Below are 22,665 nucleotides of genomic sequence, written 5' to 3' on the forward strand. Positions count from 1 at the left end.
CTTTGGAAATAAATTTCTAGAAATAATATTTTTATGAATAAAAAATGCTAAACTACCCTGTTTAGCATTTTTGCGTTTAACCCATACGAAAATCCTATGCTGTCATCTACGCCACCCCAAACCCCCAATCAAGATATTCGTCTGTTTACCTTATTCATGGGGTTAGCCATTTTGACCTATCTCATGCCTTGGCATTCGCCACTGGGTCGAGATTTTGTGGTCAACGCCACCGCATTTGGGTTTGTGAGTTTGGCAGTCGCGGCCTTTTTTTGGCAAAATCCCATTACAAAGGTGAGCAAATCTGTGCTCACTTGGTTGCTGCTAGCAATACTGATTGTATGTCAGCCATTATTCAATCATATTGCTTACCCTGATGCCTTAATTTTTCCGGTGATAAGCTTGCTGGTGGTTGCCTTGACTGCGTTGATAGGCAGCCAGATTGACAATAAAGCGCATTTATTAAACCGCCTGTTTATTGCGGTATATCTCATGGCAATCATCACTTTTATGATTCAACTAATGCAGATGAGCGGCTATCAGATTGATTATAAAGGCTGGGTGATAGCCCGTGGTAACGCCAATGGCGGGCGCTATGATGGCAACTTTGGACAAGCCAATCACGCAGGCTACGCGTTTGTGCTCGCGCTGTGTGGGGTGATTTATCAACTGCAGCAGTCGTTTCAAGAAAGGTTAAATGCGCCGCAGTGGCTGATGGGTCGATACCGACAATACGCGCGATTTAGCTTGATGGTATTGTTTGTGATATTTACCATCGGGCTTGCCTTGACACAAAGTCGGGCGGGTCTGGTGATGATGCTGGCGGTGATTCCCATTTTCTTTTTGACCCAGCCGATAGCGTGGAAAAGCAAATTATCGGCTAGCGTTTTTGGTCTTGTCGTATTTGTGCTGTACTATATGGGCGCAAGTTGGATTAGTAATTATAGCAGCGCCAATCAGCTTGGGGCGGTGAGTCGTATGGCGGGCGGTCAGGGGAACCGCTCGGCGATGAGCGAACGCGCCATGATGATATTTCATGACCATGTGCTCACAGGGGTCGGCTGGAACAACTACATGGGCGCAAGCGTTGATTATGCCCAATATTTTAAATGGCCAGAGATTGCCGACCATTCGCATAATTTTGCCACCATGATTTTGGCGGAGCTAGGGGTGTTAGGCGCGCTATGCTTTGTGCCGATTGTTTGGCTACTGGTGCGGGCGATTCATCTGCGCCATAGCAGCGAAAGCGCGATTGCCCTGGCATTTGTCATTGCCAGTATCTTATATGCCAGCGTAGAATACCCGTTATGGTATTTTCGTTATCTCGCGGTTTTTGCCTTGTTTTTGGCGTTGATTGATCAGCGCAACTGGCAACTTGTGTGGCAACCCAAACTAAGAAAAGCCATGTCTGTTATCATGCTTGGTTTGGCGATGTTATCAGGCTACTATATTTGCCAATATTTTCATCTCAATTATTTGGATTATAATCGCTTTATCAAGCACACCAATCATCTAAACCAAGACAAAGGAATTGACTACCAAAATGAGGTGTTTGGCTTTAGTGCCTATCATGACCGCATCCTTGCCATGCAAGTGCCGATTAATCGCCATCAGGCAAGCGTCAAAGAAGCCATCTTTGAAGAGGTGCTAAATACCGATTCTTCCCAGTATAATATATTAGCTTATGCACAGTTCTTAGCCTATAAAGGTGACCAACAAGCGGCATTAAAACATATCGAAGCGGCTTGTGTGATGGTCAAAGATTTATCCGATTGTGATAATGTGGATACTGACTTGGGCAATCTTGCCAAACAAGATCCTGCGACATTTGCAGCTTTATACCGTGAGTTTCAGCAATGGCGTGACGCCAATCCTGAAAAAACAGGACTTAAACCATAATGCAGCGGGTAATTTTTTTAGTATGGCAAAATATCGCGTTCCGACTCATCGTGGGTTGGGGGGTGGTGGTAATTTTGCCCGCCTTGCTGATGTGGCGAATGCGCTTTTTGCAGGGGCGCTGGCTGATTACTGAATTTAACAGTATGGTGTTAGCCACCTTGGGTGTCTTGCTAGTTACCCTGGGTCTGCGCAAACTTACCCAGTTTCCAGGTCAACGCTCCATCAGTTTTGTGTTGCCAACCTTATTGTTGGTGATGATGCTGTTAGGCATGGTGATTATCGTTTTTCGATTGCCGTATTCGCTATATTACTTTGGCTTATCGGGTGCAATCGGGGTAGTATTTTTCTTTTTATCGTTTTTACTTGAGCAAAAAGCGCACCAACCTTATATGGCGTATATTCCACTGGGACATTGTCAAAACTTTGAAGCGATTTTTCAGATCCATTGGCTGCGCCTTGAAAAACCGCATTTGGATGCCATACAATCCAAAAAAGTGCAAGCGATAGTAGCAGACCTGTCATCGCCTGCACTCGATGAAGACTGGCAGCGATTTTTAACCGAGCAAACGTTACAGGGCAGACCGGTGTATAATAATCGCCAGGTGTATGAGTCTTTGACTGGGCGTCTGCCGATTCATCATTTGTATGAAAACGAATTGGGCTCGCTGTTGCCCTCGCAAACCTATTTATGGTTTAAACAACTGATTGATATTATAGCGATTTTATTGGTGGCGCCTTTTGTATTGCTGATTGCGGTGGTCACTGTCATTGCGATACGCTTGGAAAGTCCGGGTAGGGCGATATTTGTCCAAGAGCGGGTCGGGCAAGGCGGCAAATTGTTTAAAATCTATAAATTTCGCAGTATGCGCTTTGACTCAGAAAAAAACGGGGCAAAACTGGCGCAACAAAATGACCCGCGTGTGACTAAAGTCGGTAAATTTATTCGTAAAACCCGTATCGATGAACTGCCGCAATTTTTGAATGTGCTCAAAGGCGATATGAGCCTGATTGGACCGAGACCCGAACAGCTAAGTTTTGTCAAAACCTTTGAAAAAACCATCCCTTTTTATAATTATCGCCATATCGTCAAACCCGGTATTTCTGGATGGGCGCAGGTCACACAAGGGTATGCCAGTGATACCGATGAGACGGCGCTTAAGGTACAGTACGATTTTTATTATATTAAACATATTTCTTTTGCATTAGATATCTTGATTGTACTCAAAACCATTCAAACCATGCTGACAGGTTTTGGGGCTAGATAAACTGCGACAAATAACTTTAGCCATAATAGGTAGTGCACTATGTTAACCAATTCAACCATTTTAGTGACCGGCGGGACAGGCTCATTTGGGCATACCTTTGTGCCGATGACGCTTGAAAAATACAATCCCAAAAAATTGATTATCCTCTCGCGTGATGAGATGAAACAGTGGGAAATGGCAAAACTGTATCAAGGCGACCCGCGGGTACGTTTTTTTATCGGTGATGTGCGTGATAAAGACCGTCTATATCGAGCGCTTGATGGGGTGGATTATGTGGTACATGCGGCAGCAACCAAAATCGTGCCCACTGCCGAATATAATCCGTTTGAATGTGTCAAAACCAATATCAACGGCGCAATGAATTTAATTGATGCCTGTATTGATAAAGGGGTGAAAAAAGTCGTTGCCTTATCGACTGACAAAGCATCTAGTCCCGTGAATCTGTATGGCGCGACCAAATTGGCATCGGACAAACTGTTTGTCGCAGGCAACGCCTATTCAGGGGAGCATGGCACACGCTTTTCGGTGGTACGTTATGGCAATGTCATGGGGAGTCGTGGCTCGGTGATTCCGTATTTTCTATCAATTAAAGACAGTGGCATACTGACCATCACAGACCCGCGTATGACCCGTTTTATGATTTCGCTTGAACAAGGTGTGGAGCTGGTTTGGCATGCGTTTGAAGACATGGTGGGCGGCGAAATTTATGTCAAAAAAATTCCTTCTATGACCATGCCAGATGTGGCAACTGCCGTTTCTGCCACTGCTGAGCAAAAAATCATTGGTATTCGTCCTGGCGAGAAATTGCATGAGCAAATGATTAGTGCTGAAGATTCTTTTCATACCTACGAATATCCCGAGCATTTTAAAATCTTGCCCGCGATTAATGGCTGGGATGAAACGCCTGAGCGTATCAAAGATGGTGTTAAAGTGCCAGAAGGCTTCGTGTACGCCAGTGATAATAACAGTGAGTGGATGACGACTGAGCAACTCCAAGAATGGATTGAAACCAACAAAGCAAAAATTGGTAAAATTTAATCGCTAACCCTTGATAACAAACCCCCTTGATAACCAACCCCCTTGGGCAAATAGTATGGCAAATCAATTTATCCCTTATGGTCGTCAGCATATCACCCAAACTGATATTGATTCCGTGGTCGCTGTGCTACAGTCTGATTTTCTGACCCAAGGTAGTCAAGTACCAGCGTTTGAAGAACGCGTCGCTACCTATACGGGGGCAAAGTTTGGCGTGGCGGTCAATAGCGCGACCTCAGCACTGCATATTGCCTGTTTGGCATTGGGTCTTGGTCAAGGTGAAAAGGGCAAAGATGACTGGCTGTGGACGACGCCGATTACCTTTACCGCATCCGCTAACTGTGGATTGTACTGTGGTGCTAACATTGATTTTGTGGATATTGATCCGCTAACGCTCAATATGTCTATCAACGCGTTAGCAGAAAAGTTACAGCTTGCCGATGCTGAAAACCGCTTGCCAAAAATAGTCATTCCCGTGCATTTCACCGGTGAACCCTGTGATATGGCGGCCATTCATGCGCTATCGCAACAATATGGCTTTAAGGTTATTGAGGATGCCTCTCATGCCATTGGTGGCAAATATCACAATCAACCAATTGGCAATTGTGAGTTTAGCGACATTACCGTGTTTAGCTTTCACCCTGTCAAAATCATTACCACCGCAGAAGGTGGACTGGCAACAACGAATGACCCCGTGTTGGCGGAAAAAATGCAGTTGCTCCGTAGTCATGGTATCACCCGTGATGCCAATCTAATGACCCACGAACCTGACGGTGGTTGGTATTACCAGCAAATTGATTTGGGCTTTAACTATCGCATGACCGAATTGCAAGGGGCATTGGGGGTCAGTCAAATGACAAAGTTGGATGAGTTTGTGGCTCGCCGTCATCAGCTTGCCAAGCGTTATGATGAATTATTAACAGATTTACCGATTATGTTGCCTTATCGCAACCCTGCTAATTATTCGGGGTTTCATTTATATCCCATTCAACTGACAGCAGACAGTGGCAAAACGCGTAAGCAAGTGTTTGACAGTTTGCGGGCGCAAAATATCGGGGTGAATGTGCATTATATTCCAGTGCATACCCAGCCGTATTATGCCAAGTTGGGCTTTAGACAAGGCGATTTTCCGCATGCCGAGCGCTACTATGCACAAGCCATTAGTTTGCCATTGTATTATGACCTAAGTGAAGCTTCGCAAGCGCAAGTGGTCAATGCAATTTATCAGGCATTAGCATAATGAAGGTCTGTATCATCCCTGCGCGTGGGGGAAGTAAACGCATTCCTCGCAAAAACATCAAAGATTTTTGTGGCAAACCCATGCTGGCTCGTGCCATTGCAACGGCAAAAAACAGCCAATTGTTTGAGCAGATCATCGTGTCAACCGATGATGGCGCTATTGCCGATATCGCTCAACACCATGGTGCCACTGTCAGCCAAAGACCTGCCGAGCTTGCCGATGATTACGCCACTACCGCTGCGGTGATTCGCCATACGCTGCAGAGCATGCCAAAAGCTAGCCATATCTGCTGTCTATACCCCTGTACGCCTTTTTTAAAACCGCAGTATTTAACCGACAGTTTTGAGCATTGGCAGTCATCCAACAGTTTGTATTGTTTTCCGGTTTTAGAGTTTGAATCCAATGTGTTACGCTCACTTAAGTTAAGCGATACTGGTGAAGTGTCGAGCATGTTTAGCCAACATGAACTCACCCGAACCCAAGATTTGCCGCAGGCGTATTTTGACGCAGGTCAGTTTTATTGGGGCAGTCGTGAGGCATGGCTCGGCGAGGATAAAATCCATAATCATGCCCTAGGCTATGTGTTGCCAAAATACAGTGTGGTCGATATTGATGATGAAAATGATTGGCGATTTGCTGAGCGCCTGTACCAAGCACAACTGGAGCTAGCATGAAAATAGGCGCTAGCATGAAGATCGTGGTGCGAGCAGATGCAAGTTTAACGATGGGTAGCGGTCATATTATGCGTTGTCTCACGCTCGCTGACCGGTTAAAACAGCAAGGGCATGATATCTCGTTTATTTGTCGTCAGCATGACGGGCATTTGGCGGATTTGATTGGGCAAAAAGGTTTTGCTGTGCATCTGTTAGCCAAAAGTGGGATTGCAGATTTTATCAAACAGCATGCCCATAGCGAGTGGCTAGGCGCCAGTGAAAGCGACGATTTTGCCGAGTGTAAACCCATCTTGCAAGCGTTAAAGCCAGATTGGCTGATTATCGACCATTATGCGATTGGCGAAAAATGGGAGCAACAAGCTAAACGACTTTTGCCAAACCTTAAAATTTTAGCCATTGACGATTTAGCCGACCGAACGCACGATTGTGAGATTTTGCTTGACCAAAATTTTGGGCGAAAAAACGAAGATTATCAACCGCTTGTGCCAAGTGATTGCCAGCGATTACTAGGTACACGTTATACGCTATTACGGGATGAGTTTGCCAGCTGGCGAGCGATGAGCCTAAACAGACGTAAAAGCATACAGCCGCCCAACAATATATTGGTCAATCTTGGCGGTGTCGATAACGATAATGTCACGCTCAAGATTTTGCAAAGTCTCAATACCTTTGTCCAACAATCTACGCAAGCGTTTAACGTGACTGTCGTCATGGGCAAAACCGCACCGCATATCGAAAGTGTGCAAAGGTTTGCCAAACATGCAAGTTTTGCCTGTGCTGTGCTTGTCAATGTGACTAATATGGCGCAATTGATGGCAAATGCTGACCTTGCGATTGGGGCGGCAGGCAGCACCACCTGGGAGCGCTGTTGTTTGGGATTGCCGATGGTGCTGATCGTGCTTGCCGATAACCAGCAGGTGATTGCCAAAGCGTTGGCAGATAAAAACCTGGTCAAAGTGGTAACTGACATGGCTACATTGGATGAGCAACTGCCCCGCCTGTTGAGCGAACTGGCCGACAATTATAAAAAATTCAGCCGGCAATCTGCCACGTTGGTCGATGGGCAAGGGGCAAAACGGGTTGCGCACTGGATTGAATTTGCGCAAAAATTTCAACATTGTCAAGTGAGGCAAGCGACCCAAGCCGATACCCAGATGATTTGGCAATGGCGTAATCACATCGACGTGCGCCGGTGGATGTTTGGGCAAGATGAAATTGCCCTTGCTGACCATGAAAAGTGGTATGGCAAACAGCTTGACCATGCCAATGTGCATTTGCTGATTTTTGAAGTCGCTGGTGAGCCAATGGGGCTAGTCAATGTTACCCAAATGACGGTAGATAAATACCAGACGCTGCAGTTGGCAAACACCAATACGCCAAACCCTAATTCATCAAATCCTAATGCTTCAAGCCCGAATGAAAAAACCGCCAGTTGGGGGTTTTATTTATCCCCTAATAGCGCAAAAGGGCAGGGGCTTGGCTTTGCGTTGGGGGTTTTGACGATTGCACAGATTTTCAACACCACCGACATTGGCAAAATCACCGCGCAAGTGCTGGCATATAATACCGCGTCACTGGCGTTACATCGTAAATTAGGATTTAGCGAAACAGGCGTGTTAAAACAGCATTTTGGTGTGGGTGAAAAAGTGTATGATGTGGTTGAGTTTGAAATAAAATCGCAAGATTTTTTATTTTAGGGGTGTTTTTATGAATCAAAATTTCAGCATTAACAACCGCCCAATCGGCATTGACCATGCGCCATATATCATTGCTGAAATGTCCGCCAACCACAACGGCGACATCAATAACGCTTACCGTATCATTGACATGGCAAAGGCGTGCGGTGCTGATGCGGTCAAAATGCAAACTTACACCGCAGATACCATCACCCTCAACAGCAGCGCCGCTGACTTCCAAATTCATGGAGGACTTTGGGACGGGCGTACCTTATATGACTTGTACCAAGAAGCTTACACGCCGTGGGACTGGCATAAACCATTGTTTGAGCACGCCCACAAAGTCGGTATCACCATGTTTAGTTCACCGTTTGACTTGACTGCGGTGGATTTGCTCGAGGATTTGAACGCCCCAGCGTACAAAATCGCCTCGTTTGAAGCCATTGATTTACCGCTTATCAAATATGTGGCAAGTACCGGTAAGCCAATGATTATCTCCACAGGGATGGCAGACCAAACCGAAATTGCTGAGGCGGTTGCTGCCGCTCGTGATGGCGGCTGCCGTGAGCTTGCGTTATTGCACTGTGTGAGTGGTTACCCAGCCCCCGCAGAGGACTATAACCTGCGTACCATTGTCGATATGCAGCGCCGTTTTGGCGTGCCGATTGGCTTATCCGACCATACGCTTGACAACACTACCGCCGTGACAAGCGTGGCATTAGGGGCATGTATTATTGAAAAACACGTCACCCTAGACCGCAATGGCGGCGGCGCGGATGACAGTTTTTCACTGGAAAAAGACGAACTCACCGCGCTCTGCCGTGATAGCAAAACCGCTTGGCGGTCGCTCGGACAAGTTGATTATGGGCGAAAATCAAGCGAAATCGGCAATGTGCAATTTCGCCGTTCACTGTATTTTGTCAAAGACATGACGGCAGGTGATGTGATTGATGAAAGCTGTATCCGTAGCGTTCGCCCTGGCTTTGGGCTTGCCCCGAAGTTTTATGATGAATTGATGGGCAAAAAAGTGCTAACCGATATCCAAGCCAATACTGCCACCTCGTGGGATGTGCTTGAAAGGTAATGTTAAATAAAATCAAACGTTTAACACAATCCGCCTTACTCAAAGACAGCCTGATTTATGTGGTGGGCGAGATGACTGCCAAAGCCGTGCCGTTTTTGCTATTGCCCTATTTAACAAGGGTATTAGGCACAACGGGCTTTGGTGATTTGTCCTATTATTTATCGCTCACGGCATTTATTGTAATCGCCATGAGTCTGTCGCAAAATGGCGCTTTGACCCGTTATTTTTATGTGTATGGCAGGCATGGGCTGGGTAATATTTTATTGGCAGGCGGGCTATATAGTGTGGGCGTGCTGCTGATTGGCACAGCGATTAGTTGGCTGTTACATAGCGAATTGCTTTTTTACTGCTTTTTTACCGCCTTTTTGCAAACCTTGGTGCAAAACCAACTGGCACTGCGGCAATGCCAAAAACGCCCGTTTAGCTATCTGACCATCCAATTGGGTTTAGCTTTGGGAAATTTGCTATGGACGGTGCTGATTTTTCAGTTTTTTGCTGGGGATACCACCGATAAAGTTGCCCAGCGTCTTATCGCGATTATCTTGGCGCATGGGGTTACTTTTGTGGCAGCGTTGGCGTGGGCAAAATACCAATTTGCTATCAAATTTCGCTTTACCCCAAAACGGCTCAAACTGGGACTCGGCTATATTTTAACCCTAGGCTTGCCGCTGCTGTTACATGGGTTAAGCTATACCATCAAAGGGCAACTTGACCGAGTGTTGATTCACCAGCGGTTTAGCAGTCATGAGCTAGGCGTATACTCGGCAGGCGTGCAAGTCGCTAGTAGCTTGACCATTGTGATTATGGCGGTCAATTCTGCGCTGGTGCCTCACTTATATGAACGGCTAAAATCGCAGCGCATGACAGTGATGCAATTGCATCGACTGTTTTGGCTGAGTTTGATGGTGCCTGTTATATTGACTGCCATGGCTTGGGCGATGCCGTCGTCATTAATGGCGTGGCTATTGGGGGCAGATTTTGCCCAAAGCCAGTATTATGTGGTGATGTTTGTACTGGCGTTTTCGCTGATAATTCCGTATTTATTGTTGGTGAATTTTTTGTTTTATCATGCCAAAAGCGCGCAAATCTCACTGTGTTCGCTTATCTCAACGGTGGTGTATTTGGTTGCCTTGTGGGTGTTAAGTGGCGTATCACTGGCGGTGGTGCCGTATGCCACTATTATTAGTGGCGTGGTGATTTTGCCGCTGTTATATTATTATACGCTGCAGGTGGAAAAGGTCAAAAAAACGCCATGAATCTCATTATTTGTATCACCCCCTTGCAAGTGTTGATTGCCAATCAAATTATTAAGCAACACAGTACCCCCTTTATTGGGCTTTATTTGCCGTATGGCATCCATTCAAAAAGCGAGCCTAAACATCGCTATTATTTTGAACAACTTGAGCAAGTCTGCCAAAAATCCGCCTTTATCGAATTGAACAATAAAACCTGGGGCGAACGTTTTGTCACCCTAAACCACATCAAAACCACACTTAACATGCTTGATATTTGGCAAAAACCTATCGAAAACGTCTATCTTGCCAGTATTGACGTGTTGTTTTTGCAATATGTTATTTCTAAAGTAAAATTCCAACAGCTGTATACCTTTGATGACGGCACCGCTAATATTTTTCCCAATTCTAGCTATTTTCAACCGTTACCAAAATCCTTACCATTACAACTGTTTAAGCACGCCGTGGGCATTACTTATCCCAGTATTCCCAGTATTTTGGCTATCTCCAAAAAACATTTCACCATTTTTCCCCATGAAAAAAATATCATAGACGCTACCGAGCCGGTTTATTTGTTTGATAAAGTAGACAATCAGCCTGATGAGAATTTGCCGGTAAAACGGCTGTTATTGGGGCAAGCCCTTGATAACTTTATCGGCGAAACGGCGTATCGGGATATCGTGACAAAGATGGTAAGCGAGTTTGCCATTGACGCATTTTGTCCGCACCCGCGAGAAAACTTGGATTTTAGCCATCTTGTGCCGGTGATTGATAGCGATAAAATCATTGAAGATTATCTAAGCGAGGCATTGCAACAAAACCCCCAGCAGCGCTTTGAAATTTATACCTTTATCAGCACTGCCGTGTTTTCGCTCAAAGAATTTCCCCGCACCCAAGTATTTATGGTGTATACCCAAGCGCTGTGGGATAAATTCCCTGATGCTTATGAGTTTCTTGCCAGTCGTGGTTTTACCCTCATTAATTTAGATGACGCAGATAATCTAAATAGGTTCAAAGGGTAACAGCATGAAAAAACACGCCTTACTTATCCAGGCCCATCAAGATATCAGTTATTTTATTAAGCTGGCGAAAATTCAGCCCAACGTCAATTTTTATGTGCATATGGATGCTAAATCCGATTATTTTCCTAACGCTGAGACTGCACAGCTAGCCAATGTATTTTTGCTCAAAGATAGAATAACGGTACGTTGGGGCGGGTTTAGCCAAATAGAAGCAACATTAAAATTATTTGAAACAGCGTTTGCCAATGAGGACAATGCTTATTTTCACCTGTTAAGCGGTGAAGATGTGGTGTTACAACCATTTGAAGTGATAGAAAAACAGTGGCAACAGCGCTTTGATTTTCAGGCGATGATGACCTGCGAGATGGCACCACAGTATGCGTATCGCTTTATTATGGACAGTCCCCATGCTGACAGCGACTGGCAACGGCAATTGACGGGCAAAATCATCACCAAACTGCAACAAGGCGTGGCAAAAGTAAAACCCTATCACTCGTCCATTTATTTTGGCTCACAATGGTTTTCAGTGACGCGTGCAGACTGGGAAAAAATTATGCCTTTTACGGATGAATACAGTGATTTTTTCCGTCACAAGCTGGTGCCCGATGAACACTTTTTTCAAACGCTAATTACTGAAAAATTAACCAATCAAATTCGCCTAAGTAATGATAACCGCCGACAAATTATTTTTGACAAAAATGTAAATAATGGCAATAGCCCGATTTATTTGGATTTATTAAAGCTTGAGCAGGCGAAATTTAATGGCTATTGGTTTGCCCGTAAAGTAAAAAAGGATGTGGCATTGACTTGGCTGGGTGAGTTAACATGAAATTTTCTGTATTGATGTCCCTATACGACAAAGAAAACCCCGAATTTCTAGCCGAATGTCTAGCCAGCCTGGTCAATCAAACACGCCAAGCCGATGAGATTGTTTTGGTTTTTGATGGTCCAATCAATTTGGCATTACAAAAAGTGGTACAAGAGTTTAAGCCGCAACTGCCGTTAACGATTATCGCTTTAATAAAAAACGTCGGGCTTGGACAGGCTTTGAATGCAGGTCTAAACGCTTGTCAACATGACTGGGTCATGCGTATGGATACTGATGATATCTGTGTGGCTAACCGCTTTGAACAGCAAATCAACTTTATCCAAAGTCATCCCAAAATTGACGTGTTGGGCGGGCAAATCATTGAATTTGAAAAGCAGCTGTCACAGGGGAAAAAATCTCGCACGGTGCCAACCTCACACGAGGCAATTTTTGCCTCAGCCAAGTCGCGCAATCCCATCAACCACATGACGGTTGCCTTCAAAAAATCAGCGGTACAAGCGGTCGGTAGCTATCGGCATGCGCCGCTGTTTGAAGACTATGATTTGTGGGTGCGGTTGTTGCTCGCTGGCTATCAGTTTGCCAATTTGCCCGAGGTGCTAGTGTATGCACGGGCAGGGGATGCGATGTATGAACGGCGCGGGGGCTTGGCGTATGCCCGATACGAGTGGGCTATTCAGCAAAGCTTTTATCAACAAGGGTTTTTGCCTATTGCGCAACTGCTTAAAAACCTCGCCATTCGCTTACCGGTGCGATTATTGCCAAATAGTTTACGCAGCTTGGTTTATCAAAAACTGCTGAGAAAATAACTTAGCGCCGAATAACCTTGCGATTGGGGCTTAAGGTGTTGACCATCTTGTTAGCTAACGGCAATATTTCCCCACACATCAGTCCCGCCAGCAACTCACTACAAATCGGGGCATAAGCATAGCCTTTTGACCCCAATGCTGAAAAGCTCCAGACTCGGCTGGTGCTTTCATAACCCGCTTGCCACACCTGCCCAACTAGGGGCAGATAATCCACGGTTTGGCTGCGGATACTAGCGCGACCCTGCCAATGAGATATGTTTTTTTCGACGGTAAATATATCAGTGTTGTTGACCAAATCGGGCACCGCACCCGCCAAATCTGCCACATTCATCTGATGGTCAACAACGGCTGGCGTGGTATCCAAGGTATCCCTAACAAAACTTGCCCCAAGCATGACATGGCGTTTACTGTTTTCGCTAAAACTGGCGTAATAACTGCCATACTTTAGCGGCAGTTTTGGCAACTGTGATTTATCATGCTCATCGACAGCAAACCACGTCACTTGCCCACGGCTGTGATTAAAGCGTTTGATGGTGGGTAAAAAATCGCAGGTGTCTAAAGCCATGCACAAAATCACATGGTCAAAAAACTGCTGACGCTCAGTGAATGTTAATAGCACTTGGTCGCTATCTTGCTGAAAATAGGCTTGCTGAAAATAGGTTAATTCCTCGGCCTGAAAGCTAATATTGGGGTGGCATAAAACAGCTTGGGCAAAGTTTGCGGTACTGATTAACCCGGCATTGGGCAGAAATATCGCTTGCCCAATATCAAAACCTGTCATTTCTTTGGCTTGTTCAGCGGTCAATAAACGGGCAAATTGGGGTGGGAAATCTTTGACTTCATCGAGTTGTAAGCGATTGTGTGAGAGTAAATCCAAACAGCCGGTGGTTTGTAGGATTTCAATACCGGTTTGTGCGGTCAAATAAGGGTAAAATCGACAGCTTGCCAAGTAGCCAATCGCATGTAAATTGGTTTCAAGGCGTTTTAGGCTCGTAAGTTTTGGCGCAAGAAAACCGCGGATGTTGCCCGATGCGCCTGCCAACGGCTCATCTTTATCAAAAATGGTGACCTTGTGTCCACGGGCGGCTAAGGCATACGCACTGCTTAACCCCGCTACCCCAGCCCCAATCACCGCCACAGACAGCGGTTTTGTAATGGCCGAGAAATTGGGTAGTTCAAAGCCTTTAACGTTATTGGCTTTTCGACGTTGACGACGTCGGGATTCAAACGTGTCAGTAAAGGGTAGGGTGACAAAGAATGGTTTAATTTTTCTGTTATAGCGAAAATAAACCTCGCAAAAATTGGTGGATGTTAACTTAGGTTGAAAGCTTGCAGTGAGCATTTCTCGCTTTTTGCCAAAGCCTTTACGTTTGGCTAAGGTAAAACCCTGATGTTTTAGCCCCTGTTTGACTGCGCTTGCCACGCTAAATGTCGCCAAAGTCGTGTGAGGTTTGGATAACCTTGCAATTTGAGCCAATAAACTCTCTGACCAAAGCTCTTGGTTACAACTCGGCGCAAACCCATCAAGCAGCCACGCATCGACTTTACCTTGCCCAGTCACTTGTGACAAACTACTCGTCGCATCGCCAAGCCATAAATCAATCGTCAATCGTTCATCAAACCAGTTCAAACGATGGCAGCCAGCCAGTGGCGGTGGATAGTTGTCAATGAGCTGTTGTGATAACCCAGCAAGCTCTGTCCACACGCTTAAAGCTTGTTCAAGGTCAGTTTTGCGTAGGGGAAATTTTTCGGTGGTAATGATATGTAAATGGCTATGATTGTCAGGTCTGATTTGTTGCCAAAGTTGCCAAATAGCCAAGAAATTAAGCCCTGTGCCAAAACCAATCTCACCGATCACAAATCGTTCAAAGTTCTTCAAATTAGTGAGGCTATTGGTTAAGTCGTTGCCATCAATAAAAACATGGCGAGATTCTGCCAAGCCGTCCGTTTTGGAAAAATAAACATCGCCAAATTCGCTAGAGAGGGGGACAGTCACGCCGTTATCGTCTAGCTGCCAGTGCAGTTTGGCGGTTTGAATGGTTGATGCTGGGGTAGTGCTTGAGACAGGACGTTGGCTAGATTGTGGCATCATTGACCCATAATAAATAACTAAAAGTTAGTGCTAAGTAAAATATTACTAATACAAGGCTTGAAAACAGCGATTAGGGGGTATAGCATAACTGATTTTTTATCGTTGCAACATGGCATGCAGCTTTTTTTGGGTGTGGTAACAACATGAATCAATCAACTAACGGGCGTTATAACTTAATCACCGCATTGGCAATGATTGTGGGGATTGTGATTGGCTCAGGGATATTTTTTAAGGCAGACAATGTTTTAAAATATACCAATGGCAATGTGGCGCTGGGCGTGGTGGTTTTTGTATTGGCGGCAGTGGCGATTATTTTTGGTTCGCTATCGATTGCTGAGCTGGCAAAACGTACCGATGCGCATGGCGGCTTGATTGGCTATGCCGATGAATTTGTCAGTCCACATTTTTCTACGATGATTGGCTGGTTTCAATTGTTTTTGTATTACCCGACACTTGGCGTGGTGGTGACGTGGGTAGTGGGTATTTACACCGCCCTGTTATTTGGGGTAAAAGAGGCATCGCTTGAATTACAAATGGGCATCGGGCTTACGTGGTTTGTCATTTGTTATCTGTTTAATGTGATGGCAGCGGTGTTTGCAGGGCGTTTTCAAGTCTTTGCCACCATCGTTAAATTAATTCCGTTATTTGTGCTAGGGTTGATGGCGTTTGTATATGGCGACCCTGTGGCTGCGTTAACCCATCCAAGTGAATCTGCGCGTCAAGCGACCCAGTCTTTGGCATGGCTCGGTGCCATTGGTCCGATTGCGTTTTCGTTTGATGGTTGGGTGGTCTCTACCAGTATTTCAGGGGAAATCAAACATGCCAAACGTAATTTACCGATTGCCTTAGTTGTCGCGCCTATGTTGATTCTATTGGGCTATTTGCTGTATTTTGTTGGACTTACCTCGTATCTAGGCGCCGAGCAAGTGATGGCATTGGGTGATGAAAGCGTCTATGTGGTGGCAACCCAGTTATTTGGCGAAACCGCTGCCAAAGCCTTTTTGGTATTTGTGGTGATTTCGGTGATGGGTACAGTCAATGGCTTGGTATTAGGGCTGATTCGTCTGCCGCATTCTTTAGCGCTTAAATCATTGATTCCGTTTAGCGCGCAATTGCGTCAAGTCTCGCCCAACTATCAGCTATCGGTTGGTTCAGCGCTGCTAGGTTTTGCCTTATCCATGTTTTGGGCGGCTGTGCACTATGCGGTGATGAAAAGTCAGCTACTTGGCGATATGGATATTTCAGAAATCGCGATTGTGGTGAGTTACTTGCTGTATTTGGTATTTTACTTTGCGGTGTTTCGCTTATGGCAACAAGGTCATATCAAAAGTATGTTATTGGGTGTGATATCGCCGATTTTGGCGGCATTGGGCTCATTGATGGTAGTGTTCGGCGGCATGCAAAATCCGCTGTTTTTACCTGTCTGCTTACCGATTTGTGCGCTTGTGCTGCTGCTTGCCTACTTTTACAGTCGCTATCTACACAGTCGATAAGTACCTTATGTCAAGTGCCTTATATCAAGTGCCTTATATCAAGGGCATTGCGTCAATTTTTTGGATAACGCTAAAAACTGCGCCACGCCTTGTCCGGCGGCTCGGCCTGTGGCAAAACAAGCCGTCAGCAGATAGCCACCCGTTGGCGCATCCCAATCAAGCATCTCGCCACAGCAAAATACATAAGGATTGGATTTTAGCGCAAAATCCTCGGTTAATGCTGTACGTTTTACCCCGCCGCCACAGCTAATCGCTTCTTCAATGGGTCGAAAGCTATCGAATTCTACCGTTAACTGTTTGATTGCCTTTGTCATTTTATCGGCATCATGCCAGTGCGTTTTTGTGACGATTTCTCTGAGTAAGGCGATTTTGACAGGATCAAGTCCTGCCTTTCGCCAAAGGTTAGCTAGCGATTGTTTTTTGGGATTTTTTAAACTACTCAATAATTTTTCGTCAGACACATCAGGCAGCAAGTCAAGTTGTAGTGATACCTTGCCCGTATGATTTAATTGCTCACGCATGGCACGATTGAGCCGATATATCAGCCCGCTTTCCATGCCATAATGGGTGAGAATAATATCACCAAAACCCTGCTCAATTTTGCCATCGGGCAATGTCACCTGAGCTTTCACCCGTTTTAACGCTTTGCCAAAATCGCGGTGCAAATGCGCCGACCAAGGCTGCGACAGTGGGCGACAGATACCGACATTGCTGGCATAAAACGGCGTCAATTCTGTATCGCTGAGCCATGCCTGCCATTTGCCATCACTACCGAGCCGCGACCATGACATCGCACCCGTTGCCAACACAATCGCATCAAAGCTTTGGGTAACAGTTAGGTTGCCGCTTTCACGCGCTACCGAAAAAGTCGCTTGCTTGCCGTCAATGGCATCACAGCTATGCCGATAAAAAAACTGCACATCATCTTGCTGCAGCGCTTGCAACCACGCCCGCAGCAGTGGCGAGGCTTTCATCATGGTAGGAAAGATGCGACCTGTCGAGCCAACAAAAGATTCAATCCCCAAGCGAGTCATAAAATCACGGATATGCGCTGCATTAAAATCTTCAATATGCGGCGTTAACCAATCGTTGGGCTGATAGCGCGTGACAAAGGCATCAACGGGCTCAGCGTGCGAGATATTGAGTCCAGATTTACCGGCCATCAATAGTTTGCGGGCAGGGGAAGGTTTTTGTTCAAATACGTGGATGGTGACATCAAACTGGCGCAGATAATCTGCTGCCATCAGACCAGCAGGACCTGCGCCAATGATGGCGACGATGGGTTTTTTTGGCAAGTCGGCTTGGTTATTTGGCATCATGGCAAGTCAATGTGAGGCTTATAATAGTAGGCTTATAAAGTCGACTACCAGCGACCTTTACGCCCTGCGACCATCCAGCCCAGTACGATACCCAGTATCCCACTCAGCAGTGCAGTGACTGCACCATAGATAAAAATCTGTCCACTGCGCTCATTGACAAGCACTTTGACCTGCGTATTTAAACTATCGACTTGGTTTTGTAATTCAGCATTTTTTGCCAATAGTTGTTGGTTGGCGTTGGACAACTGGCTGTCAGTGGGCTGGTTGAGCTGGGCAAGGGTAGGTTGTTTGGGGTTTTGCATCGGTGAGGTGCTACTGGCAACGCTTGAGGCAAGCTCTGGCTGTTTGGCGAGTGGTTGTCCTGTTTTTGGGTCAGTGACGACAACTTGCGGTGCTGCATGGGTCAGGCTTGTCACCTGTAATACCGTCAATAACACTGCGCCGTTTGCCAACGTGCCCACCAATTTTTTCATGCTTACCACCTATCACCACCCAGACTTTGCTAATTTTGTACTACAAACAATCGTTAAACCCAACATTAACTCACTGATTTAGGAAAAACTTGGATAAAGGGTTTGATATCCACATGACTATACACACCATTTAATAAGTAAGGCTCTTCACTTGCCCAAGCTTGCACAGCTTCATCGCTGTCAAAATCCACGACCAATACACTGCCACTCATTTCAGGCTCTCCATGCGCAATGGGCGTAGGGCCTGCGATGATTAGCCGGTGCTGCTCATCTAACCGGGTAAGACGCTCAAGATGGGCAGAACGGAATTGTTTGCGTAGCTCAAGGCTATCAGGGACGTCATGACCGATAATAATATAAAGTGCCATCCATATTCTCCTTTAGTTTTTTCCTTTATCATTGATTTGTTGCTGTATATCTGGATTTAGGTGGTTTTTTAAGAACACAAATTGCCCGATTAAAAACACCAACATCACCGGTATCCATCCCCAGCTTTTAAAATTAATCCAGGTATCGTTGTTGGTAAAAAACGCAAAATAATATTGCAAACCTGCCATCAGCAAGAAATACCCTGCCCAAGCGAGGGTGAGTTTATTCCAGCCCGATTGGGTCAATCGAAACACATTTTTCATTGCCAGTTCTAATAGCGGTTTACCTATCGCGACACTGATAATGAGCGCAACCGCAAACACGCTATTGATGACGGTTGATTTCCATTTTAAAAAGGCTTCGTCATGGAAAATTAAGCTTAATCCACAAAATCCCACGGTTAAAATCAGCGTCACCCACTGCTGTTTATTGAGCTTGCCTTTTTGCCGGGCAAAATGCACGACATATACCACCAGTGTCGTAATCAATAACGCCGCCGCACCTGCCAATACCCCTTGCTGTTTAGAAAAGTAAAAAAATGCCAGTAAAGGTAGCAAATCCAATAAACCGCTCATAGTCATCTCTAACAAAAATCGCTTGTAAAAATCTTAGCCGCTAGTTTACACGGATATGCTAAAATCGAAAAGTAACTTTGCGATTTTCCTTGCTTTATCAATCATGTGCCCTTCTGAGTAAGCCAGCGCAGAGTTAACCCCTCTTTGTCTTAACCCCTTTTGTCCTATTGTTGGCAACCAGCTTTTGTAATTAAGGCGTATTTGTGAATTCTTTAAATCTCGATATTTTGTTTAGCAGTCCTATTTATACCCAACTTCCGATTGATATGCACTGCCACAGTACCCGCTCCGATGGCACTTTTAGCCCAAGCGAAGTGGTGCAAAAAGCGCATGAAAAAGGGGTGAAAGTATTATCCTTAAGCGACCATGATACGGTACTTGGCCTCCCTGAGGCGCGCCAAACCGCTGATAGTCTTGGTATGACGCTGATTCACGGTGTTGAAATCAGCTGTCGTCATCGTGTCATAGGTGGCTACTCCAAAAAACCTGCCCAAAATGAAAAAGTGATTCATGTGCTGGGGTACGGTTTTAGTAATATCGAAACAATGCATGACAAACTCGCTGCCATCCAAGCCAATCGAGAAACGCGCGGCTATGCGATGTGCGAGCGTGTGGCAAGTACCTTTAAACGCCCGATGGATGAGATTTGGCAAGCGGTGTTAGTGCAAGCCAAAGGTAATCCCCAAGCGGTCGGTCGTACCCATATCGCCAAAGTGATGGCGGATCTAGGCTTGGTGAGTGATGTGCAAAAAGCCTTTACCGGCTATTTGGCCGACCATAAACCTTGCTATGTGGCACTCGATGGCTTATCGCTTAAAGATTGCATCAATTTGATTCATGACTGTGGTGGCAAAGCGTCTTTGGCTCATGCGACCCGTTATAATTTAACCGCCAACAAAGTGCGTAAACTGATTGCAGATTTTGCCAGTAGCGGTGGCGATGCGGTGGAATTGCCCGCCAGTAATGAACCGACTTCAACCCGCCATATGGTCGATAGAGTGATTAAAGCGCATGAGTTAAAGGTGTCTATCGGTAGTGATTTTCATGGCAGCACCATGCCGTGGCGGGTACTCGGCGGCGTGCCAAAACTGCATGAAGGGCAAGTGGGGATTTGGGAGAGTTGTTAAACACTTACCATTTCGTTGACTACCCAGCAAGGTTTTTTAGTATTTTTGCTTATGAGGATATTTATGAAAGGCACAAGGATGCCAAGTGCCAATTATTTATTAGTTAGTCTTAGCCAGTGTTAGTTTGGTTTTTTATCAAACGCGGTCAGTGGCTTAAACTCAATCGATTTCGCCATCGGCAATTCCTCAATTGCACGCAGCCGCCAGCTATTGGCTGGGTCATGCACCACAATATAGTATTTGCCTTTAGACGGGTCCAGCTGCACATTGCCCGCATAACTGCCATCACTTAACCGTTTGACGATAATGTCACGGTCTTTTTGCTTTTGGGTGGCATGGGAAATCTCGACTGCCAATTGCTCAGGTGCTTTAAACTTGTCACTGGCGGGCGCCTCAAGTTTAAAGTTCACTGCCTGATGGCTAATCATCATTTGACCGGTTAGCCCCAAATCATGCGCCAGTTTATCTTTGGACACATCCGCATATAAGGTCTTACCATCCATGTACCAGTCATCACGCACAGTAGAGTCTTGGATTCTCACCGAGTAAAACACGAACCAGATACAGGCGACTACCACAAATAGCGGCAGACCAATAACAAAAATCCAAACCATATAATTTTTATACCAAAGTTTGGATATCGACTGATTAGAAGTTGATGAAGCAGGAGAATTTGTCGGCGTTGCCATAGACCACTCAGCAGATAACAATCAAAAAGCTAGTATAGCAGAAAAACCCATGCCCCAATAACGTGCGCCAATAATTTGGCACAAAAAAAGCCGATTATCAAAATCAGCTTTTTTAGGCAATCAAACTTATTTATCGGTGGTAAACACGTTATCTTTTACCGCTTTATATTTGCCGCCATCATCCACGCTCACCACTTGCATTTGGATAGGAATATTGCTTTGGGTAATCACTTTTGGATCGCCCAGCACACTGACAGGGAAGTCATAACTTTCGCCTGCTTCTAATGGAATGGTTTTAAAGCGGCTATCAAGTTTTAAGCCGGGTTGTGGTGTCAATGTCACCGCATAATCATGGTCTTGCTGGGTTTTGTTGGTGATTTTGATGATGTAGTTATTTTCTACCAAACCTTGCGCATTGATTGACGACAACTGATTACGGTCACGGCGAATATCAATCTGCAGCGGTACACGACTGGTTAAAAAATAAACCCCCGTCCCAATCAACAACGTAATCACCGCCAAATAAGCAAAAAACCGGGGACGCAAAATTTTACTTGGCTCATTCTCTACCAATTGGCGTTCGGTACTATAACGAATCAAACCGCGTGGTTTATTAACTTTATCCATGATGTCATTACACGCATCGACACAGGCCGCACACTGGATGCATTCAACTTGCAAACCATCACGAATATCGATACCCGTCGGACACACTTGCACACACATCAAACAGTTGATACAGTCACCTAAGTTCTCATCTTCACCGCCTCTTTTACGTGCGCCACGTGGCTCACCACGTTTATAGTCATAGGTGACAATCAACGTATCTTTATCGAACATCACGCTTTGGAAGCGGCCATAGGGGCAAATATGGGTACAAAAGTGCTCACGCATATAGCCTGCATTGGCAAACGTCGCAAAGGTAAAAATAAGTACCGAAACCCAAGTTAGCGGTGTCCAATCTGGCACAGGAATAACGCCAAACCATTGCCAACTATGATAAAGATAATCAGTCCCAACAGCATAACTGCTAAACGTCAATGCAGTCACCAACGCCATGATAAACCAAATCAGATACACCAAGCCGCGTTTCATGATTTTTTCGCCATTCCAAGGCGCTTTATCTAACTTAAACTGCTTATTACGATCACCGATGATAAGCTTCTCAGTATATTGGTACATATGCGTCCAAATCGTCTGTGGACACGCATAGCCACACCACACACGACCGGCATAAACGGTCACCATAAACAATAAAAAGGCAGCAACCATAAAGAAAAACGCAAAAATAAAAACGTCTTGGGGTAAAAAAGTTAGCCCAAATAGCACAATCTTAGAACCCGAGAAATCGAACCATATTGCTTGGTGTCCGCCATAGCGAATCCATGGTAACACCAAAAACAACAACAATAAAAAATACATACTGACAACGCGGATGTTTTGATAAAAACCCGTCACAAAACGGGGGTGTACGCGTTTTTTAGTGGCATCTACTTGGTGAACAGGAAGTCTAAAATCATTACCAGCAGGGGAAGGAGGTTGTACAGACATTGTTTGCCCTCACATATTTTCTGACATGAACATAAAAAATTGCAAGACGACGACCGTAAAACTAGGGAACATCGCCTAACAAAAAATTGCTTAAACAATATATTCAATTATATATCAAATGGCAGTAAATACCCACAAAATAAAGGGAATTATCAACAACTGCAAAATAAATCAAAAAACTTTTCCCATTGGTATTGACAGAGGGAAAGAAAAGCGTA

Annotated in this window: 20 protein-coding genes; 13 read left to right on the forward strand and 7 right to left on the reverse strand. The window is 45.3% G+C overall.

Annotation, left to right across the window (positions count from 1 at the left end; genetic code table 11):
- Positions 1 to 96 precede the first annotated feature (96 nt).
- Genes RTS09_RS09800 through RTS09_RS09850 form a run of 11 tightly spaced genes read left to right on the forward strand, consistent with a single transcriptional unit; the run spans position 97 to position 12,759 of the window.
- Complete coding sequence (locus tag RTS09_RS09800) at positions 97 to 1,896, forward strand: PglL family O-oligosaccharyltransferase (protein WP_312536605.1); 1,800 nt, start codon at positions 97 to 99, stop codon at positions 1,894 to 1,896.
- Positions 1,896 to 3,161 (forward strand): exopolysaccharide biosynthesis polyprenyl glycosylphosphotransferase, encoded by a 1,266-nt coding sequence (locus RTS09_RS09805; RefSeq protein ID WP_312536608.1) that lies wholly within the window; start codon positions 1,896 to 1,898, stop codon positions 3,159 to 3,161. Before RTS09_RS09800 ends, RTS09_RS09805 begins: the two co-directional genes overlap by 1 nt.
- A gap of 39 nt (positions 3,162 to 3,200) precedes the next feature.
- Entirely contained in the window at positions 3,201 to 4,199 is a 999-nt protein-coding gene (gene pseB, locus RTS09_RS09810) for a UDP-N-acetylglucosamine 4,6-dehydratase (inverting) (protein ID WP_062331488.1), read from the forward strand.
- Positions 4,200 to 4,254: 55 nt separating this feature from the next.
- The gene (gene pseC / locus RTS09_RS09815) at positions 4,255 to 5,436 is read left to right on the forward strand and encodes a UDP-4-amino-4,6-dideoxy-N-acetyl-beta-L-altrosamine transaminase (protein WP_312536614.1); all 1,182 of its coding nucleotides are present in this window, start codon (positions 4,255 to 4,257) and stop codon (positions 5,434 to 5,436) included.
- Entirely contained in the window at positions 5,436 to 6,110 is a 675-nt protein-coding gene (gene pseF / locus RTS09_RS09820) for a pseudaminic acid cytidylyltransferase (RefSeq protein WP_312536616.1), read from the forward strand. The genes pseC and pseF overlap by 1 nt, the downstream gene beginning before the upstream one ends.
- Before the next feature lie 14 nt (positions 6,111 to 6,124).
- Positions 6,125 to 7,807, forward strand: coding sequence for a UDP-2,4-diacetamido-2,4,6-trideoxy-beta-L-altropyranose hydrolase (gene pseG, locus RTS09_RS09825; RefSeq protein ID WP_312536619.1), 1,683 nt, complete (start codon positions 6,125 to 6,127; stop codon positions 7,805 to 7,807).
- A gap of 10 nt (positions 7,808 to 7,817) precedes the next feature.
- Positions 7,818 to 8,870 (forward strand): pseudaminic acid synthase, encoded by a 1,053-nt coding sequence (pseI, locus tag RTS09_RS09830; RefSeq protein ID WP_312536622.1) that lies wholly within the window; start codon positions 7,818 to 7,820, stop codon positions 8,868 to 8,870.
- On the forward strand, positions 8,870 to 10,126 hold the full coding sequence (locus tag RTS09_RS09835) for an oligosaccharide flippase family protein (RefSeq protein WP_312536625.1): 1,257 nt from the start codon (positions 8,870 to 8,872) through the stop codon (positions 10,124 to 10,126). Before pseI ends, RTS09_RS09835 begins: the two co-directional genes overlap by 1 nt.
- A complete protein-coding gene (locus RTS09_RS09840; RefSeq protein WP_312536628.1) occupies positions 10,123 to 11,124 on the forward strand; it encodes a glycosyltransferase family 52 in 1,002 nt (333 codons plus the stop codon). The genes RTS09_RS09835 and RTS09_RS09840 overlap by 4 nt, the downstream gene beginning before the upstream one ends.
- 4 nt (positions 11,125 to 11,128) lie before the next feature.
- On the forward strand, positions 11,129 to 11,953 hold the full coding sequence (locus RTS09_RS09845) for a beta-1,6-N-acetylglucosaminyltransferase (protein WP_312536631.1): 825 nt from the start codon (positions 11,129 to 11,131) through the stop codon (positions 11,951 to 11,953).
- Positions 11,950 to 12,759 (forward strand): glycosyltransferase family 2 protein, encoded by an 810-nt coding sequence (locus tag RTS09_RS09850; protein ID WP_312536634.1) that lies wholly within the window; start codon positions 11,950 to 11,952, stop codon positions 12,757 to 12,759. Before RTS09_RS09845 ends, RTS09_RS09850 begins: the two co-directional genes overlap by 4 nt.
- Before the next feature lies 1 nt (position 12,760).
- On the opposite strand, the gene mnmC1 is transcribed toward RTS09_RS09850, so the two are convergent.
- The gene (gene mnmC1, locus RTS09_RS09855; protein WP_312536637.1) at positions 12,761 to 14,848 is read right to left on the reverse strand and encodes an FAD-dependent 5-carboxymethylaminomethyl-2-thiouridine(34) oxidoreductase MnmC1; all 2,088 of its coding nucleotides are present in this window, start codon (positions 14,846 to 14,848) and stop codon (positions 12,761 to 12,763) included.
- Between the two features lie 146 nt (positions 14,849 to 14,994).
- Between mnmC1 and RTS09_RS09860 the strand changes: the two genes are divergently transcribed.
- Positions 14,995 to 16,344, forward strand: coding sequence for an APC family permease (locus RTS09_RS09860; RefSeq protein WP_312536640.1), 1,350 nt, complete (start codon positions 14,995 to 14,997; stop codon positions 16,342 to 16,344).
- Positions 16,345 to 16,382: 38 nt separating this feature from the next.
- Here RTS09_RS09860 and RTS09_RS09865 read toward each other — a convergent pair whose 3' ends face one another.
- The 4 genes from RTS09_RS09865 to RTS09_RS09880 all read right to left on the reverse strand — a co-directional run bounded on the left by RTS09_RS09865 (position 16,383) and on the right by RTS09_RS09880 (position 19,080).
- The gene (locus tag RTS09_RS09865) at positions 16,383 to 17,663 is read right to left on the reverse strand and encodes a TIGR03862 family flavoprotein (protein WP_409418388.1); all 1,281 of its coding nucleotides are present in this window, start codon (positions 17,661 to 17,663) and stop codon (positions 16,383 to 16,385) included.
- 44 nt (positions 17,664 to 17,707) lie between these two features.
- Positions 17,708 to 18,136, reverse strand: a complete 429-nt coding sequence (locus RTS09_RS09870; RefSeq protein WP_312536643.1) for an SH3 domain-containing protein — start codon at positions 18,134 to 18,136, stop codon at positions 17,708 to 17,710.
- A gap of 65 nt (positions 18,137 to 18,201) precedes the next feature.
- A complete protein-coding gene (locus tag RTS09_RS09875; RefSeq protein WP_278931593.1) occupies positions 18,202 to 18,504 on the reverse strand; it encodes a YciI family protein in 303 nt (100 codons plus the stop codon).
- 12 nt (positions 18,505 to 18,516) lie between these two features.
- Positions 18,517 to 19,080: an inner membrane-spanning protein YciB gene (locus RTS09_RS09880; RefSeq protein ID WP_076777102.1), complete on the reverse strand. Its 564-nt coding sequence runs from the start codon at positions 19,078 to 19,080 to the stop codon at positions 18,517 to 18,519.
- Between the two features lie 203 nt (positions 19,081 to 19,283).
- On the opposite strand from RTS09_RS09880, the gene RTS09_RS09885 reads away from it, so the two are divergent.
- Positions 19,284 to 20,207: a PHP domain-containing protein gene (locus tag RTS09_RS09885; RefSeq protein WP_312536648.1), complete on the forward strand. Its 924-nt coding sequence runs from the start codon at positions 19,284 to 19,286 to the stop codon at positions 20,205 to 20,207.
- A 119-nt stretch (positions 20,208 to 20,326) separates the two neighbouring features.
- Here the strand turns inward: RTS09_RS09885 and RTS09_RS09890 are convergent, their stop codons facing one another.
- Together RTS09_RS09890 and ccoG are read right to left on the reverse strand one after the other, a co-directional pair.
- Complete coding sequence (locus RTS09_RS09890) at positions 20,327 to 20,896, reverse strand: FixH family protein (protein ID WP_219300660.1); 570 nt, start codon at positions 20,894 to 20,896, stop codon at positions 20,327 to 20,329.
- A gap of 126 nt (positions 20,897 to 21,022) precedes the next feature.
- Entirely contained in the window at positions 21,023 to 22,447 is a 1,425-nt protein-coding gene (gene ccoG, locus RTS09_RS09895; RefSeq protein WP_050325858.1) for a cytochrome c oxidase accessory protein CcoG, read from the reverse strand.
- Between the last annotated feature and the right edge of the window lie 218 nt (positions 22,448 to 22,665).

This window comes from Moraxella sp. CTOTU47618 (assembly GCF_032017425.1).
In the GTDB taxonomy this organism is placed as follows: Bacteria; Pseudomonadota; Gammaproteobacteria; order Pseudomonadales; family Moraxellaceae; genus Faucicola; species Faucicola tetraodonis.